General features: G+C 38.8%; 12 protein-coding genes. All 12 read left to right on the forward strand.

All coding sequences use genetic code 11. From position 1 onward, the window contains the following. Positions 1-24 precede the first annotated feature (24 nt). The 12 genes from J7K93_09875 (at position 25) to J7K93_09930 (ending at position 17,009) form a co-directional block, all read left to right on the forward strand. Positions 25-816, forward strand: coding sequence for a hypothetical protein (locus J7K93_09875; protein MCD6117312.1), 792 nt, complete (start codon positions 25-27; stop codon positions 814-816). Positions 817-828: 12 nt separating this feature from the next. Then, positions 829-1,377, forward strand: a complete 549-nt coding sequence (locus J7K93_09880) for a hypothetical protein (protein ID MCD6117313.1) — start codon at positions 829-831, stop codon at positions 1,375-1,377. After that, on the forward strand, positions 1,374-3,629 hold the full coding sequence (locus J7K93_09885; protein ID MCD6117314.1) for a hypothetical protein: 2,256 nt from the start codon (positions 1,374-1,376) through the stop codon (positions 3,627-3,629). The genes J7K93_09880 and J7K93_09885 overlap by 4 nt, the downstream gene beginning before the upstream one ends. Next, complete coding sequence (locus J7K93_09890) at positions 3,626-4,705, forward strand: type IV pilus twitching motility protein PilT (protein ID MCD6117315.1); 1,080 nt, start codon at positions 3,626-3,628, stop codon at positions 4,703-4,705. Before J7K93_09885 ends, J7K93_09890 begins: the two co-directional genes overlap by 4 nt. A 288-nt stretch (positions 4,706-4,993) precedes the next feature. Then, positions 4,994-9,481 (forward strand): T9SS type A sorting domain-containing protein, encoded by a 4,488-nt coding sequence (locus J7K93_09895; GenBank protein MCD6117316.1) that lies wholly within the window; start codon positions 4,994-4,996, stop codon positions 9,479-9,481. Positions 9,482-9,509: 28 nt separating this feature from the next. Further along, positions 9,510-10,583 carry a hypothetical protein gene (locus tag J7K93_09900; GenBank protein ID MCD6117317.1) on the forward strand — a complete coding sequence of 358 codons (1,074 nt, stop codon included), beginning with the start codon at positions 9,510-9,512 and terminating at the stop codon, positions 10,581-10,583. Positions 10,584-10,610: 27 nt separating this feature from the next. After that, positions 10,611-12,641: a hypothetical protein gene (locus J7K93_09905; GenBank protein MCD6117318.1), complete on the forward strand. Its 2,031-nt coding sequence runs from the start codon at positions 10,611-10,613 to the stop codon at positions 12,639-12,641. 32 nt (positions 12,642-12,673) lie between these two features. Then, positions 12,674-13,747 (forward strand): hypothetical protein, encoded by a 1,074-nt coding sequence (locus tag J7K93_09910; protein ID MCD6117319.1) that lies wholly within the window; start codon positions 12,674-12,676, stop codon positions 13,745-13,747. Positions 13,748-13,771: 24 nt separating this feature from the next. Then, on the forward strand, positions 13,772-15,115 hold the full coding sequence (locus J7K93_09915; GenBank protein MCD6117320.1) for a MotA/TolQ/ExbB proton channel family protein: 1,344 nt from the start codon (positions 13,772-13,774) through the stop codon (positions 15,113-15,115). Between the two features lie 25 nt (positions 15,116-15,140). Further along, positions 15,141-15,761, forward strand: a complete 621-nt coding sequence (locus tag J7K93_09920; GenBank protein ID MCD6117321.1) for a hypothetical protein — start codon at positions 15,141-15,143, stop codon at positions 15,759-15,761. 3 nt (positions 15,762-15,764) lie between these two features. Then, entirely contained in the window at positions 15,765-16,367 is a 603-nt protein-coding gene (locus J7K93_09925; GenBank protein MCD6117322.1) for a biopolymer transporter ExbD, read from the forward strand. 57 nt (positions 16,368-16,424) lie between these two features. Next, entirely contained in the window at positions 16,425-17,009 is a 585-nt protein-coding gene (locus J7K93_09930) for a hypothetical protein (GenBank protein MCD6117323.1), read from the forward strand. The last annotated feature ends 51 nt before the right edge of the window (positions 17,010-17,060 follow it).

Raw genomic sequence — 17,060 nt, forward strand, 5'->3', positions numbered from 1 at the left:
ATTAAATAAAAAGGATTGATTTTTATGAAAATAAGAGCTATATTACTAATTGTTTTATTACTTGGCACAGTTTCCCCGCATATACTGATATCTCAGCCTGCGGCAAATCCTGCAGGAACCGCTGGTGCAGGAAACTGGACAGTAGTAATGTCAGGTGCATATACGAACCAGCAGCTTGATAATCTGAAGGCAGTCTCAAAACGGCTGATTTTCAGGAGCTCATGGGGCGCTGCAAAATGGTTTGATTTTTATCTGACAGGCGGGTTTGTGCAGCTTGGAATGAATAGAGATACTGTCGGGATAAATGATTACAAGGATAAAAAGTACAGATTCGCTTTGGGAGGAGGCTTTCGTATTTCTCTCCTCTCAATAAAAAAGAGAGGGTTCGGAATATGGGCAGGCGGCCAGTTTCTGAGGTTTAAGTCCATGGGAAGTTTTATTGAACCTCTTGAAAATTTTGACCGGGAATATGCCCTTACTTATAATTGGAAAGAATTTGAAGGATATGCTGCAGGAGGCGTATCTGCCGGAGTATTTACATTCTATGCAGGCGTCAGTTTATGGGCTCTTGACAGGTCGGATATAAAAAAACAGTATCTGACAAGCGCAAACAGCAGTACGTTTATAGGCGAGGAAAAGGGAGAATATAAGAGCGGCATGCTTGCAGGCGGTACTCTCGGAGTGGAATTCCCTCTTCCTGGAAGATTTGTAATGAATATTGAAGGCCGTTATTTCAAAAACGATAATTTTCAAATAATGGTCGGGATCGGGCAGACAGGTACTCCTTCATGGAATATGATGCCGAATGATGAATAACAGGGCGGAATTGTGGCTTTAAAAAAGGGTGAAAAAAGACTTCTCGGGCTGCTTGGCGTGGTCCTTATAATCTTCCTGCTTGACAGATTTGTTCTCGGCGGTGATAAAAAAGCAAAAACTGCTGTTCCTCCGAAAGAGGCAGTGAAGGGCGCTGTCAATGTTCCAGGAGTAAATGCTGCTGTTCCGAAAAAAGCAGCAGAAGGGAACAGTGCAAGAGTGATTTTTAAGGGTTGGAAAAAGGATCCTTTTGCATATTCCTATGCCAATGAATTGAAAAAGAAAGATACAAGAGGAAGGCCCGGTGTTGTAAACAGAAGCACTCAGCCGAATCAGCAAGTGCAGAAAACTCAGCAGCCTGCTGTAAAGAAGGAAGAGAAAAAGGGGCCTGTTTTAAACGGAATTTTATGGAAAGACGGAAAAGGGTTTGCATTAATAGACGGTATTATTATGGAAGAAGGGGAAGAGAGAGAAGGTCTTGAGGTACTTAAAATAAGAGGAAGTAAAGTGATTTGCAGAAAAGGAAATCGTACATTCACCTTAGAGTGGAGAGAATCACAATGAAAAAACCGAAGAGATCTTTTCTCTGGGTAATAATAAGTACATTTTTATTATCAGCAGCTGGCCTTATGGCCCAGCCGGAGCTAAAGAACGTCCAGAAGGGCGGTAAAGATAAACGGGCATGGATTGTGCTGGAGTATACGGAAAATACAAGGATTAATGGCGTATCTCATCCTGACAGGAACAGCCTGTGCGTTTATCTGTACGGATCAGCCGGGAAATATAAAGGACAGTCTATAAAGATTCACGGAGGAAGATATCTCTCTGTAAAACAGGTGAGTGAGAAACCGCCTTATACAAAGATTACACTGAATTTTGAGGACTCCGGTTCTGTTGTTGTGGTAGAACGGCAAAATAATGTAATCCTTTCATTTGGTGACAACAGGCTGCTTCAGGAGGCTATGAATCTTCCTGTTAAATTACCCAAAGGGCATTCAGACGCATATTTAAAGGATGTTGCAAGGGATTCTGTGAATAATCAGGAAAAATTGGTGCTGGGTTTTAACGGGAAATATTTCTGGAATGGTTTTATTTTGAATAAAGACAGAAGCTTTTCTATTTTAATTTCAGGCGCATCAATTTTTACGGCAAGTGATTTCTTTACCTATCCCGAAGGAAATGTTTCAAATGTAAGCCTGATTCCCGGGCCGGACGGAAACAAATCTTTCAGAGCAGACGTGAAATTGAAAAATGATATGCCGTTTGCAGCTACTGCAAGTAACGGGAATATTATAATTACGACCAGACTGGGAAAAAATACAGCATACAGCAGCAATAGCAAGTCAGAACAGGCTGATGCAAGCTCTTCATTACAATTCGGAGAAGAGAGTGAATCTTCACCTGTTCCTTCTGATTTGATCAAGGCCGAAGCAGTTCCCGTATCAGTACCAACAGCAAACAATATTAATGAAACGACTGGATTCCCGAATCAAAAGAACGCTGCAGATTCCATATATGACAGGAAAAAGAATTTAACTTCAGCAAAGAGAAGTAAAGTACAGGATTCAATAATTCCCTGGAATTCGATTGTAAGTTTCAAATTCAATGAAACCCCGATTAAAGATGCTTTGAGAACCGTTGCAAGAGCAAACGGGATAAACATGGTAATAGGCGAGGGCATTAAAGGCAATGTAACAATGGACCTGACAAATGTTACATTAAGGCAGGCTCTTAATAAAATAGTCCATACTCATGATTGTGATTATCTCGTAGACAGGGGTATTATAACAATTAAGTCAACAAATGTTGCATATTCCGGCGGAAGAATTACAAAAATTTACAATTTAAGATATGCAGACGCAAATAATATACTGCCCATTGTAAAGCAGATGGTATCTGCCGATTCATTGGTACATGTTTTTCACAGAGAATTTTTATTTTTTGACGAAGCAGGCAAGAACCGTATGAAAAAGAATCCTTTTGCAGTTCAGGGCATAAGGCGTTCAAGTATGTTTGTTGTTACAGACAGGCCGGAAGTGATACAGCAGATTGACAATGTAATTGCTCAGCTTGATAAAGAACCAACTCAATTTGTTATCAGAGCAAAGCTTATTGAGGCAGCGCCTAATACTAACGAAAAACTTGGTATAAACTGGGATAAAACCCTTACTACTGCTTTGCAGTGGCAGGAACTGCTTCCGGGCGGAGATACGCAAAATTATTCTGCTCTTAAAACAGATGTCAACAGTAACGAACCATGGAAGATGGGGCATTTGTCTGCCAGCCAGTATAAAGCTGTTCTGGATTTTTTGAGAGAAAAAACAGATTCAAAAATTATATCAAATCCTTCAGTTATTGCAATGGATAATGAAGAATCCGTAATGAGTGCAGGCCAGACAGTTCCTGTGCCCAAAATTCAGAGGGGAATGGGTGGCCAGGGCGATATGGTAACATTTGATTATAAAGAAGTGAATATCCAATTAAATGTCACTCCGCATCTTTCGGAAAACCAATTGATCTCCATGTATGTCAATCCTGTAATTGAGGAGATAACAGGCTGGGTTGAAATGGGTCAAAACAGAGCTCCTATAACAAGTAAAAGAACTGTTAATTCCATTGTATCTGTCAGAAACGGTGAGACTGTAGTCATAGGAGGGCTGATTAAGAATCAGAAAGAGAGAACAGTTTCAAAAGTATGGCTTCTCGGAAGCATACCACTTATCGGGAATTTATTCCGGCATGAAATTTATACAGATAAAAGAACTGAACTGCTTATATTTATTACACCCGAGATTGTAAGGACCAGGAAACTATGATTGGATTGGAACAGATTCATCAGCTTCTTCAGCATGCAGTTAAGAGTAACTCTTCAGACATTCATTTAAGCAACGGATATCCTCCGATCGTACGTATAAATGGAAAGCTGCAGCCTATAAAGGGACGTGTACTGACAAAACAGGATATGGAAGACATAATAGTCCAGCTTTTAAACGATGTTCAGATGGATCGTTTCAAAAAAGACCTTGAACTGGATTTCGGGTACTCGGTAAGTAATGTTGCTCATTTCAGAGCAAATGTTTTTACAAAATTAGGCGGATACGGGCTTGCTTTCAGAATTATTCCTGACAAGATACGTACAATTGAAGAGCTTGGCCTGCCAAAGGGAATATCAAATCTTGCAAGAGAGAGAGAGGGGCTTATACTTGTTACCGGGCCGACAGGCCATGGTAAGTCAACTACTCTTGCTTCTATGATAGATATGATGAACAAGGAGCAAAACTGGCATATAATTACCATTGAAGATCCTATTGAATATACTCATACACCGAGAAATTGCCTGATTCAGCAGAGAGAACTGGGCCAGCATACAAAAACATTTTCCATGGCATTAAGAAGCGCGCTTCGTGAAGACCCTGACGTTATTCTTGTGGGAGAAATGCGTGATCTTGAAACAATATCACTTGCCCTTACTGCTGCGGAGACAGGCCATCTTGTGCTTTCCACTCTTCATACAAGAACTGCACCGGATACTATTAACAGAATAATTGATGTTTTCCCTGCCGAACAGCAAAAGCAGATTCTAGCCCAGATATCAAGCTCTCTTCTCGGTATTATTTCTCAAAGGCTTCTAATTAATGCTTCCGGTACAGGCCGGATCGCTGCTGCTGAGGTTCTTATCGCAAATAATGCTATACGGAATCTTATAAGAGAGAGGAAAGTGCATCAAATAAGATCCATTATGCAGTCCAGTACTACTCCGAACATGCAGACTCTTGATGATAATTTAATAATGCTTATGCAGGCAGGCAGAATATCAAGAGAAACAGCGGCAAAATATGCAATTGAGGCCGAACGATTTGAGCAGGACGCAATGGCGACGCTGAAAAAATAGCGGGTGATGTGTCTTTTTGACGCATTTCTTTGTGAATTGTTCCATTCTATTATTAAATCAAAATAAATTTGATAAATATTGGTACTTATTTAAGGTGGTGGATACTAACCCATTAAAAGACAATAAGTTAACTCTGGTTAGTGCAATTATAAGTTTACAATTTTTGCCTTGGAAAATTTATGGTATGGCTTTTGCTGTGTAAAAGCAGTGATAATAGTTGATTTTTAAGATAATTATTTATATAATACAGTAATTTAGATACAATAAACTTGCAAGGAGGTTATTACGATGAGAAAGGGTTTTAATACCCGGCTTCCGGTTTTCGTCTTTATTTTGTTAATTCTTCCTGTTACATCTATATTTGCAAAATTTTGGGTCAACATCAAAAACATTAACACAGGTGAGCCTATTACAAAATCACCATACATTGTTTCTCTAAAGACATATCAAATAGAAGGCCTTGAATTTACTGCCCATTTTGAGAATGAATCTTCTGATAAAACTATAACCTGCTGGCTAAGAAGAAAACCCGGATCTGAGCCGATACCGGATTATGTTGACGGCTGGAATGATTTTGAAGTTAATTTAAAACCGGGGCAGGATACAGTCTTTACAAATGTAATTTTCATAAGGCCTTCGGAAGCAGGTGCAGATAATTTTGTTCTTGAGATTGCACGCAGGCTTGGATTGAACCCCAGAGATCCAATATCTGCCAACAGAGAGGAAATAATTGTACGAACTATTAATTCCTCTCTTGAGCATCCAGTAATTCTTTCAGAACCGTCTTATACGAGAGGTACAAGGAATAGTGTGAAGTGGATACCTGTTGAAGGCAGCAGGATGCAGGAAGTTTACTATTTTGATGATGCTGACAGAAAGAATTTGAGAAAAGCGGTTAAGGGGCTTTACAAAGCATTGCTTTCCGATACATTAACTGAAACGTTCAATAATCTTAAAAACGGACATAAATACGGGTTTTTTGCAAAAGCAGTTTATGAAACTGAGAATGGAGAGGAAGCTTATTATTCAGATATAGTATACTCTGTTCAGGATAATACACCTCCAGAAACAATTATAGAACCCCAGGCGATAATGCGGTATGGAAAGGTTGTTGTTTCATGGAACCTGATCCATGATGAACTAAGCGGAGTCGGATCATACCGAATATACAGAACTGCAGATTCTGGCATAGAAAAACGTTTGGCTGAAATTAACGCAGAGTGGCTAAGCAGCGGCCAGTGGATTGATACTTCTGCTGTTGGCGGGCACTATTATGCATATAGAATTCGTGCGGTTGATAAAGTCGGAAATGAGGGCAGCGGAGACATTTCTAACGATATATTCGTGGAGGGTTCGGAAGATATTGTAATTGATTATGATACTACTGATGTAACAAAAGATAACAGAAATGGTGATTTTATTTATGGCACGGTTGATACTATCTGGGTAAGGCTTGATAACAGAGAAAAATTCATCCGATTTGAATCAGTACGCGACAGCTCCGGCTATTTTTCAAATCCGCCTTCAAGTAGTATGAGATATTATGATTCGGGATGGATAGAACCTGATAGCCTCAGGCAGCGGGGATGGTTAAGTACAACAAATTATGATTCGGTATTTTTTGTATTTGATTATTCAAGAAGCAAAAATGTGCAGGCAAATGATCAGGGGGGATTAGAAACGCCTTTACCTGAAACGGTTGAAATAATAGATAAAAATTTAGTAAACGGCCATAAGTATATTCGAAGGTTTTTGCGCAAGTATTATTCAACAGTGCATACTGAAGATGCGGGAAGTATTATACCTGATTGTTTCCCGCCGGAAGACATACATAATCTTAAGGCCAATTCTGTTATGCAGGATGCAGCGGCGAGTGACCCTGCGCAGGGCTTTTCATCGTATTTAATGTATCTTTCATGGGAAAAAGCTTCAGACGATGCTTCAGGGTTAAAAAGATATCATATCTATAGAAAAATCGGCTCTGATGGTAAGTTTGATGAACTGCCTCTGCCGGATGATTTCATAAATGTGAGTTATGTTGATACTCTCAGCCGTTTGGTTCTTAATGATATATCAAATCCAATGGTTTCATACAGAGTAGTTGCAGAAGATGCTGTCGGTAATGAAAGAAATATTGATTCTACCGAATGGGAAGCAGTTGAAAGAATACCCGGTAAACCTGTTCTGGTGTTTACAACAACAGAGTATTCGGATATATATCCCTCTGATCCGTTGCAGGCAGACACAGTATTTACTCATGAAAAGTGTGTAGAATTAAGCATCAGAAATTTTGATACATCAGGCATTGTCTCCTGGACAGCTCTTGTTAACGGACAGCAGACAGACCCGTATGATGTTATTAATAATAATATTATTATTGTAAAGCTGCCTGACGATGAAGTATCAAACATTAAGGTGCGGGGCGTATACACAGGCAAAATATCCAGTGTATGGTCTACTGAAAAAGTAGTTATAAGAGCTCTTACTATTGCTCCGAAAGATGTCACTGTTCGTACTGATACAAATTCGTGGGACGGAGATATTTATATGCAGTGGAAGAAGCCGTGCATAGCAGCTCAGAAATATCTTATACTTCGAAAAACAGCGCAGTCCGGCTGGTCTTTGACGGGCTCGGTTTTAACAGCAACTGATACAATAAAGTGGGTTGATAGATACGCAAGTAATGAATTAACAGAAGAAAACGGCGATATTCTTGTTGCATACAGAGATTATGAATACAAAGTAAAGATGGTTAACATAATGGGTGATACAAGTATTGCTGTTTTAGGAAACATTGAGTACTGCAACAAACCTCCTGAAATCAGCAGCAACGAAACACCAAAGATAGAAAACGGCAATTATGTACTGTCAATTCATTGGGATAGAGTTTCCCCAAGTGATGCATCCGAAGGATATACCACTGTTGTAAGAATCTATGCAGACAGCCTTGAAGGCCCCTATGAAGAAGAGATTGTTGTTGACACAACAGCTTTTTACTGCAGAACTGCTGTAATGAACACAAACTATATATTCAGAATTAAGGAGATACCGAACAAACCGGTAGGCAAGGAAAGTGCATGGTCTAAGCCTTACATTGTGCCGGGGCTGGTTCACCTTCCATTGGAGGTTATTCCACAACCGGAAGGTTGCATTTATGTTAACTGGAACGCACCTGATCTTATAAAGAAGTATAAAATTGAAAGATATATTGTTTTAAGAAACAATGATGCAATTACATACATAAACAAAACAGCAACATCATTTATGGATTCGGCAAAGTTTTTAATACACAGCCTGCCATATACTTACAAGGTTGAAGCTCTTAACAGGTTGGGGCAGGTCGTTGCTGTAGGCGTGAAGTCAGATACCAGTGATACAGGATCTGTTTATATCCCTGAGATTTCAGAAAATATGCAGAAATATTTTAAAAGTGATTCTGTTAATGTTTCCTGGAATTGGAAAGACAGGTATGGTAAGCCTGTTTCAGGTACAACACGCGGTGCCGAAACCTGTATGATACAGGTTAGTGTAAGCAGATATTTCTCAGGCAACCGGAATGAAACTTCCACTATAGGCCCGTTTTCTGTAAATCCTGGCCTTACATCCAGAAAAGTAAAGATTCCTGTTCTTGCAAACAGAATAAATAATAAAATTTATTTCAGAATTACTGCTTTTGATAAATTCGGGAATACTGGGAATCCACCGGCTTTATGGTCAACAGATTTTTATAATTTAAAAACAGCAGTATATGATACAGTCCCGCCCTATCCTGTAACAAAGATATCCGTTGATTCTGTCCATGCATATTACGGAGCGTCTGATTCAATTATGGTCAGCCTTTCATGGGATGGAGCAGGAATTCAGACAGCTCCGGCAGATAACTCAATTGCGTGGGATCAGCTTAGAGGTAATGTCGCAGAGTACAGGATAAAACGGATAACTGAAAGCGGTGTTACAGATGCTGGCAGTATTCCGGTTAACAAAAATAGTGTTTTTTACGTTCATAGGGATATCTTATCTAACAGAAATATTAAATGGAGTATTTCTGTGGTTGACAGTGCTGGAAATATAACAGATGGAACAGAGGCTGCCTCACAGGTATTTCTGCCTACTCCGTTTCCACCTGAACCTGTTGATAAGAAAAAATGTACTATTCCTGTAAATACAAACCAGCCTGATACTGCGTACTATTTTGTTGAAATGGCAATGAATCCCGGACATTTTTCAATAGCATACGAATTAAAAGATGAAGATATGATGAACAGGCTGCTTTGCAGAAGCGGATGGATTGATGCCTCTTCGTATGAATGTACCAGCGGATGGGGAGCAATTGAAAATGATACTACCTGGTTCAGGCTTAAAACAGGAGTTAAACAGGGTGACAAATGGTGGGAAAGCGGGTGGTCTGCTGTTTCATTTATCGTTTCAGGACAGAACAGTACCAATAAATCCACTGGTATCGGCGATGTAGCAGAAGTCCCCAAATTTTTCAGAGTCGGGCAGAATTATCCTAATCCGTTTAATAGCGAGACTGTAATACCATTTCAACTTCCGTATGCTGCAAAAGTCAATGTTTCCATTTACAATATTTCAGGATCAATTGTGAAAACTGTTGAAAACAGCATTAAAAATGCCGGATTCCATTCAGCCAGATGGAACGGAATGAGCGATGCGGGAACATCTGTCTCATCAGGAATATACATATGTGTCGTTACAGCGAGCGGGAAAGACGGCAAAACATATCAATCCAGAAAGAAGTTGATGTTTGTAAAATAGATCCTTTTAAAACAGGGAATTATTAACAATGGGAAAAAACAAATTTACTTTACAGTTAACAATAATTTTTGTTATTGCAGTTTTTGCGGCAGGCAGTGCTCAAATTAAGAGAGTTCATGTATTCCAAAATGCTGCAGATTTTGCACCTCAAATTAATTTTGCAAAAGCAGCGGTTGATACAACTCTGCCTGAGCCGAAACTGCATTCTGAACCGGAATATACATGGGGGCTTGAAAATACTGTTTATTGGAACAGTGACAGTATAAAAGCGGTTGTTGCCAAAGTGCAGGCAAAAGTGATCCTGTATGAAGTAGAGGCTCTATACAATGATGTGGAAAAATGGGGTTATGTAGATTCATGGAAGAATTCTGCTACTTTTAATGAACTTCCGGGCGGAGTTGAAATATCCTACCGGATCAGGTATCTTGCTGATAAGGGCAGTGATAATTATGCTTTTAGCAAGTGGTCTCCAGTAGAAACTTCAATTCAGGATGTTTCTCCGCCTTTTATTACTCAATGGACTATTAAGCACCTGCAGAAGAGCGGGGGAATTAACTGGATTATCGGGCAAACCATTGATAACCGGATAATTGCAGCTGATACTGCTCTCGGCAAGGTAATGGAGATTAGTATTCGGGAAATAAGTGAAAGTATTGAGCAGAAAACATCTATAAATATTAAAAAACCGCGGCCAGGGATTGATACGACATTTCAGTATACAATTCTTTCTCCTGCTCATGAACAGCTTTCACTTGTTTTACAGGTGAAGGATCTGGCTGGACAGTTGTCAAAACCTGATACTATTGTCATTTTCTGGTGGCCGTTTGAGGGAGAAGATAAGGATGTGCTTTGCTTTCCCAATCCGTTTAACCCGGAGGTAAATGAAAGGTCCATAATTAAGTGCAGTGTACCTGAAGCTACGGAAGCAAGGATTTATGACCTTTTCGGCAATCTTGTAAGGGTACTAACTAAAACTGCGGATGATTATTTTTTTGAATGGGACGGCAGAAACGGAGAAGGCGATGTTGTATCAAACGGGGGATATGTTTGTGTAATAAGAAATGCATTAAGCAAATATTGCAAGATAGCAGTTATCCGATAAAAAAAACTGGGATTAATTGTCGAGAAAATGATGAATAAAAAAAATATAATTATTGTTTTGACAGTTCTTGCTCTTTTTTCGGCAAGATCATTAAGTGCACAGGGTTACGGAGGCTATCCGGGAGAATTTTTGAGATACGGGATAGGAGGCCGGGCTCTTGGTATGGGTAGAGCGTTTGTGGCTGTAGCGAATGATGCAAGCGGAATTTTATGGAATCCTGCAGGCATTGTCGGAGCTCAGTATTCCGAATTTAATTCTATGTATTCAAATTTATATTATGACAGCCAATTTGCCAATGCAGGCATTATTCTACCCCGTATTTTTAATCTTAAGGATCCTGTAGGCAAATATCTTCTCGGAAAAAACTCTTCTATAGGTTTTGCATGGGTGGGCCTTGCCAGCGCATCATATGAGCAGCGTACGGTAACGGGTGTAAAATTAGGCGATTTTAATATTGGTGAAAATGCTTTCCTGCTGTCATGGGCTCATGAAAATACCGGGTTATGGGGTATTTTCAGATATGGTACAACTATAAAATTTGTAAGCCAGAATTTTTCAGGAATTCAGGAAGAAGTGTATCGGGAGATTCAGTCCCATACAAGAAGCTGGTCAGGAGGGATAGATATCGGCATGACATTCCAGCCTATTCATGCGCCTGTTTTTAAAGTGTTTGCACTGCGTTACCTTCTTCCGCTGCGTTTTGGAATTAATCTTCAGAATATTATTCAGCCTGGTTGGAGAATACATTCCAATGATAGTGACAGGTTTCCGCGGGTACTGCGTATGGGATTAAGCTATCGGTTTATTATGAAAGACTGGATTCCTCGTTCATGGACAGGTGTTAGAAAATTTTTCGAGGGAACTGAAATACTATTTGCATATGATAGAGAATACTATGAGGCTATCCCTGCAGGAAATTACATGGGATTTGAAGGTATGATTCCTATCAAAGATAATAGTTTTGTGTTTTATCCGAGATTCGGGTTTAACAACAGATCTGAAGGGCCCTCATTCGGATTTGGATTGCAGGTTCCTTTTACAAACAAAGCGTCAGTACGAATTGATTATGTCTACGGATCCCATCCGTATCTTCCGGAGGATAATAGATTTTTTATATCCCTTAAATTCGGGAAACAAAAGGGAAGTAAATACTTTAATAACAGAGCAAAACTAGAAAAGGGAAATGACCCGGTTGAGCGCAATAACCTTTTCCGTGTTCTTGCACTTTATCCGAATTCTGATATAGATGCGGCTGTAAGAGACCTCGCTGACAGAGTTGATACCCTGCGTGCAAGAAGATATTATGACTTGACAGGCGGGCTTGGCAGAGCGGAACTTCTGTTCAGGGAGGCAAAAAAACTTCTTGTAAAAGGAGATGGGCACGGAGCAAGGAAGAAGGCAAATGAAGCCGCTGAAGAGTATTTACCAATTTTCAATGAGGAAAATAATACGCTGACAGACAATCAATTAATGGATTTCAGTGAATGCTATATAATCACGGAAAAGATGAATGACGCATTGGGAATTCTTCAGGAAGTGGATAAAGTCAGTTTGAGGCATTATTATCTTGATGGAGTCTGCAGAAAATATAACGGCCAGTGGGACAAGGCCATTGAAGTGTTCCGCAAAGCTGCAAAACAGTTTGAAAGCGAACAGGATCGTAACAGTATGGTAAGGCTTTCCATTCTTGCTTTGGGGGAATCGCTGTTAAAGAAAAAACAGTATGAATCATCATTAAAGGCGCTTGAACTTCTTCAGAAAAAGACTTACATAAATAAACTTTCGCCTGAATATCCCCGTTATCCAATTTATAATGATCTGTACATTGTTGATGAAGCACAGTTTCTTACGGGAGTTTGTTATCTTTCTCTTGGAGATTATGAGCGCGGTGTAACTGAAATTATGAAGACACAGCGATATTATCCAAACCTTGATTATGGAGTTTACGTTGGAATGCACAGCACAGAACTTATTCAGGCTTTAATGGCAAATGACAAAGAGAGGCTGAATTCCATAACCAGCGAATTTACAAATGACTATTTTAAGTATTTGCGGTAGAGCTTGAGATATTTAATTTTATCGGCAGGATAATGAAAGTTTTTGATAAATTATTAACATTATGCATAGTATTTATTCTGATGCAGAACAGCATCGGAGCTGTGGGTGTGCGGGATGGTAAATATGATTTAATTTATCAGGTTTCACCGCCGAAAGGTTTTTCAATAACAAGAGGGAGTGTACAATTTCAATGGAGAACATCTTCATCTTTTAATGCTGACGAGATTGATCGGTTTGTGGTCTCAATTTGGTCAGTCAGGAAGAAATCTGTTCAATTTTTTACTGTTAATCCTGGAGACAGAAAACATTTATTTTCATTAACTGTAGATGAAATTAGACAGATTTGCCCCAGGCATGGCCGGTATTTTTGGAAAGTTACACTTTTTACCAAAAAAGGTAAAAAATTTGATACGAAAGATGGTGATTTTAAAGTAAAAGCATGGACTTTACGGGAAGGAAAGGATGAAGTATACAATAAGCATCTCTATGGAATAGAATTTGCATACTTTGATAGACTTGGTACAGATGAACAGAAAAGGTTCACAAGAACAGTTTTGACAGATTTGCTTTTTAAGAGTTATTCGGAATTAAGATTCGTTTTTCAGCAAAATAATATTTTTGGATTGCCTGTAACTTTATCTGAGAAAGTTAAGATTTTAATGCTGCCCGGGGTAGGATTGGATATTTGCGGAAAGATTAATTTGATAAAAAACAATATTTTCAGCCTGTCCCCTCGTTTTGGTATAAGCGGATCTTGCGCTGCGACATCAGTAGCGGAAACTCAAAGTATATTGTATTTTTATTATGCCGGTTCGGAATTGTCTTTTATGCCAGGAGGGTATCTGACATTAATAGGAGATTATATCCTCAGGTATAATATGCCGTACCAGACAGAAACATTTAAAGTGCTGACTTTTAACGGTTCCGGATATCGTTATGGAATAAGATACTTTTTTTCTCGAAGTGTCATTCCGACCTGGACGATCGGAAAACTGAAAATTGACATGAGAAAGGTTCCGATTGAATTTTTTATCGAAATAATTAGAGATGATTATACAGGAACAGAAATTAAAACAAGAAGAGTTAGTCTCGGATATTATTTTTAGCAAGAGGGTAAGGAGGACAATACAATGAAACATCGCTGGCCATTATCAATGCCATTTGGTATTGCAGCAGCATTATTTTTGCTTTTTCCGGTTATGGCTTTTTCTCAAACGGCTGTAAAAGTTCATATTAACGGGTTAAAACAGGAACTGGAGAAGAACTGGCTTAAAGTCCCAAAGAGCAGTAATTGTACCGTATTTTGGGAGGCATCAGGTGCTCAGTCGGATATTTTAAATAAAGATACATTTGGCAGAATTGACGGATATCGTGTAAAGTGCCTTGTAGAAAATATTGAGCAGCAAAGTGTTACTGCTCAAAAAGATAAAAATTTTGTTACTTTTAACGGATTGGAATTAGGTAAACGCTATTCGTTTGTTGTTGATGCTGTAAACAGCGGCGAAGTTGTAGCTGCATCTGATACAGCGAGGCTCCTTACCGGCCGGGTATATTCTGCTGATGGAAACGGAGGTTCCGGAAAACCATGGTATTATTTGTATTTTCCATTGAGCGGAAGAATACCCATGGCACTTATAGGAAGAGGCTATGTATTTGATACTTCAACAAAAGCAGGGAAAATAGCATTCCACCTGATTTGGAATGCATTCTTGGCAGGAATGATAATATGGGTATTCTTCTGCTGGCGGTTTCTTAGAATGAACAGAGTGTTCCCTCTTCGTAAAAAGCTCTTTTTATTCGGTAAGAGTTATCAAGGCACGTATAAATATGTTTCTCAGGATTTTAAAGAAATAATTACAAAGTGGCACAGGTTAGTTAATCTTGCAAATACTCATGTAAGAGAGGGGATAAAAAACGGAACCCACTCCAGGATAGAAGATATTGAGATGGATAATATTAAATTCTGGAGAGAAAGCGGTTCAAACAGTATAAGGCAGTTGTTAAGAAGAATTGCCGATCCTTCATTGCATTTAACAGACTATCCTGCAGTAAGAATTATAAAAGCGGGCCTGGAAACTCATGAACTTGGCGGATTCCGGTGGGGTGAAGTATCCCGTGAAGTTGACAGAGTTATTGAAAACAGGGCATCCTCGGAAATTGAGCAGTTGAAGAGAAGCAGCCTTATTGACTGGCTCTGGAATCTTGGCACATTAGCTCCTTTGATAGGCCTTTTTGGTACTGCCACAGGAATTTCTCATGCTTTTGCAATGCTGACAATGGTACATGCGGACATATCTCAGAGCGAACTCGTGAGACGCCTTGCAGGAGGTATATTTGAAGCATTATGGACAACCATTTTAGGCCTTTTTGTAGGAATTATGCTTATGCTTCTTTTCTACTATTATCAGAATAAACTAAACTGGCTTTATGCTAAATGGGAAAACATTTACGTAAATATCTCAGAAAGCATGTAATGGTAGTTCTGGAAAGGATTATGTAATGGCTTTTATTAAAAATGATGAGAGAAAAAGCCTGAGTCTTCCCGGAATGATAGATATCATTTTTCTGCTGTTGATTTTTTCTCTCGTGACGCTTTCAACCTCCGAGTCAGGTGTGGAAGCAAAAAAGAGAGGGGAACATACAGATAAGTTTGACCTTCCTCATGTTAATCAGGCAGAAACATATGAAGTAAGTACTGTCTTAAAGACACTGCTTTTTCAGATTGAAAAGGATACATCAGGCGCTAAATATGTTCTTGCATTATGGCCGAATGTCAGAGATTCCCTTACTCTTGATCAAGCGAGGCAAATAGCTGTTAACAATTGGATCGCATCTTCACAGAAAGGCGTAAAACCAAAATTTATGGTAAAAGTGCCTGAAAATTATTTAAAGTTGAGTGAGGCGGATTTTAAAAAAACGGATGTATGTAAGTTAATAAGCAGTTCAATTAGAAAATATCAGGAAGAAAATTTTTTTGAGCCTTCTTTATCAAACAGAATAGAGATCAGAGCAGTTAAGGATACTGAGTTCAGGCTTATCAATTATATAATGTCCGAGAGCGGTAAGTATGGGAAATTAATTCCACGATGTGTATTCAGAACATTAACTGAGGAGAAGTGATCTTTGGCATTTAAAGCAATACAAAATAAGAAAGAAAAAATAGAGCTTATTTCTTTAATTGATGTGCTTTTTATTCTGCTTGTTTTTTTTCTGGTTACAAGTTTTGTAATACGGTTGCCTCTGCAGGAAAGAAATATATCTATTCCGACACCGGAGCAGAAGAGCGGCAGGGCACAGATTGTGATACAGCTTACAGACGGGAATAGTGTTTTCTGGCTTGATGAAAATGCATCTTTTGTAGTAAAAGATATTGAAAACAGAATGGGATATATGTCAAGAGACAAGCTTAACAAGTATATTGTCAATAAGCTAATAAAAGATTTCACTATGCCATGGCCTGAATTTGAGAAAAAACTTAACGGCCTGATTCAAAGGGCGGATCGAAGCCCTGGACATGAATATTTTGTTATGATAAGGTGCCCTGATTATCTGCCGTATATTGATGTTGTAAATATAATTGCAAGATTAAAAACTCAATATAGTAATATAAATTATGGGTGCGTCAGCGGAACAATAGATGACATTAAATCGTGCCGGTCAATCAGGACTGTGACAGAAATTGATAAACGCGGAAGAAGAAGAAAAAATATTCAGATAGATTTTTAATTATTGAAATTTTGCATTTGTTTATAGGTAGTCTATTTATTATAAGACTGGGTTAATATGGGAAAAGGATCTTATATAAGGGATTTTATAATTTTTGTTGTAATTGCAGCTGTGGCTTTTCTTGCAGTCTGGAGAAAATTGCAAATAGATAAAATTCCTTTTGAAAAAGTACTGCTTAATGCTTCAGAGGAATATGAATCAATAAAAATACCTCCCCGTCCGGGCCTTCAGGGAATCACTATTACCGGTGAGGTAATTCAGCCACTTGTTTTTTCGATAATAGGCAAAGCTACGGTAACTGCTCTCGACTGGAACAGGCTTAATTCTCATGCAGTTGTTAAAATTACTGCATGGATTGATGAAAGAGGAAGGTTGTTTATTAATGAGATGCGGTCCGGCGGCCATACGGAAGCAGGCCTTTTAATTCAGGATGCTCTCCAAACATGGATATATACACCCTATAAAACAGGTATTATTAAATTCTTTTTTAATCTACCGTCAAAAGGGAAAAAATTAATCATTGACACAAGCGGATTAAGAAGAAAAGATGATATTCCTCCTGATAAGCCTATTTACGACGGCCATGTATATTTTATAAATGGAGTTAAACCGTCAGAAGTTGGCATAGGAACTTTTCAATGAGAGTTATTATTAGGAAAAAGTTTTGTTAGTACCGATAAAATATGTTGTATG

The sequence above is a fragment of the bacterium genome (genome assembly GCA_021158245.1).
GTDB lineage: Bacteria > Zhuqueibacterota > QNDG01 > QNDG01 > QNDG01 > QNDG01.

Bases quoted from the DNA above. Each gene is read 5' to 3' on its own strand.
- J7K93_09875 (MCD6117312.1), top strand. From the start codon at position 25: ATGAAAATAAGAGCTATATTACTAATTGTTTTATTACTTGGCACAGTT.
- J7K93_09885 (MCD6117314.1), top strand. From the start codon at position 1,374: ATGAAAAAACCGAAGAGATCTTTTCTCTGGGTAATAATAAGTACATTT.
- J7K93_09890 (MCD6117315.1), top strand. From the start codon at position 3,626: ATGATTGGATTGGAACAGATTCATCAGCTTCTTCAGCATGCAGTTAAG.
- J7K93_09895 (MCD6117316.1), top strand. From the start codon at position 4,994: ATGAGAAAGGGTTTTAATACCCGGCTTCCGGTTTTCGTCTTTATTTTG.
- J7K93_09900 (MCD6117317.1), top strand. From the start codon at position 9,510: ATGGGAAAAAACAAATTTACTTTACAGTTAACAATAATTTTTGTTATT.
- J7K93_09905 (MCD6117318.1), top strand. From the start codon at position 10,611: ATGATGAATAAAAAAAATATAATTATTGTTTTGACAGTTCTTGCTCTT.
- J7K93_09910 (MCD6117319.1), top strand. From the start codon at position 12,674: ATGAAAGTTTTTGATAAATTATTAACATTATGCATAGTATTTATTCTG.
- J7K93_09915 (MCD6117320.1), top strand. From the start codon at position 13,772: ATGAAACATCGCTGGCCATTATCAATGCCATTTGGTATTGCAGCAGCA.
- J7K93_09920 (MCD6117321.1), top strand. From the start codon at position 15,141: ATGGCTTTTATTAAAAATGATGAGAGAAAAAGCCTGAGTCTTCCCGGA.
- J7K93_09930 (MCD6117323.1), top strand. From the start codon at position 16,425: ATGGGAAAAGGATCTTATATAAGGGATTTTATAATTTTTGTTGTAATT.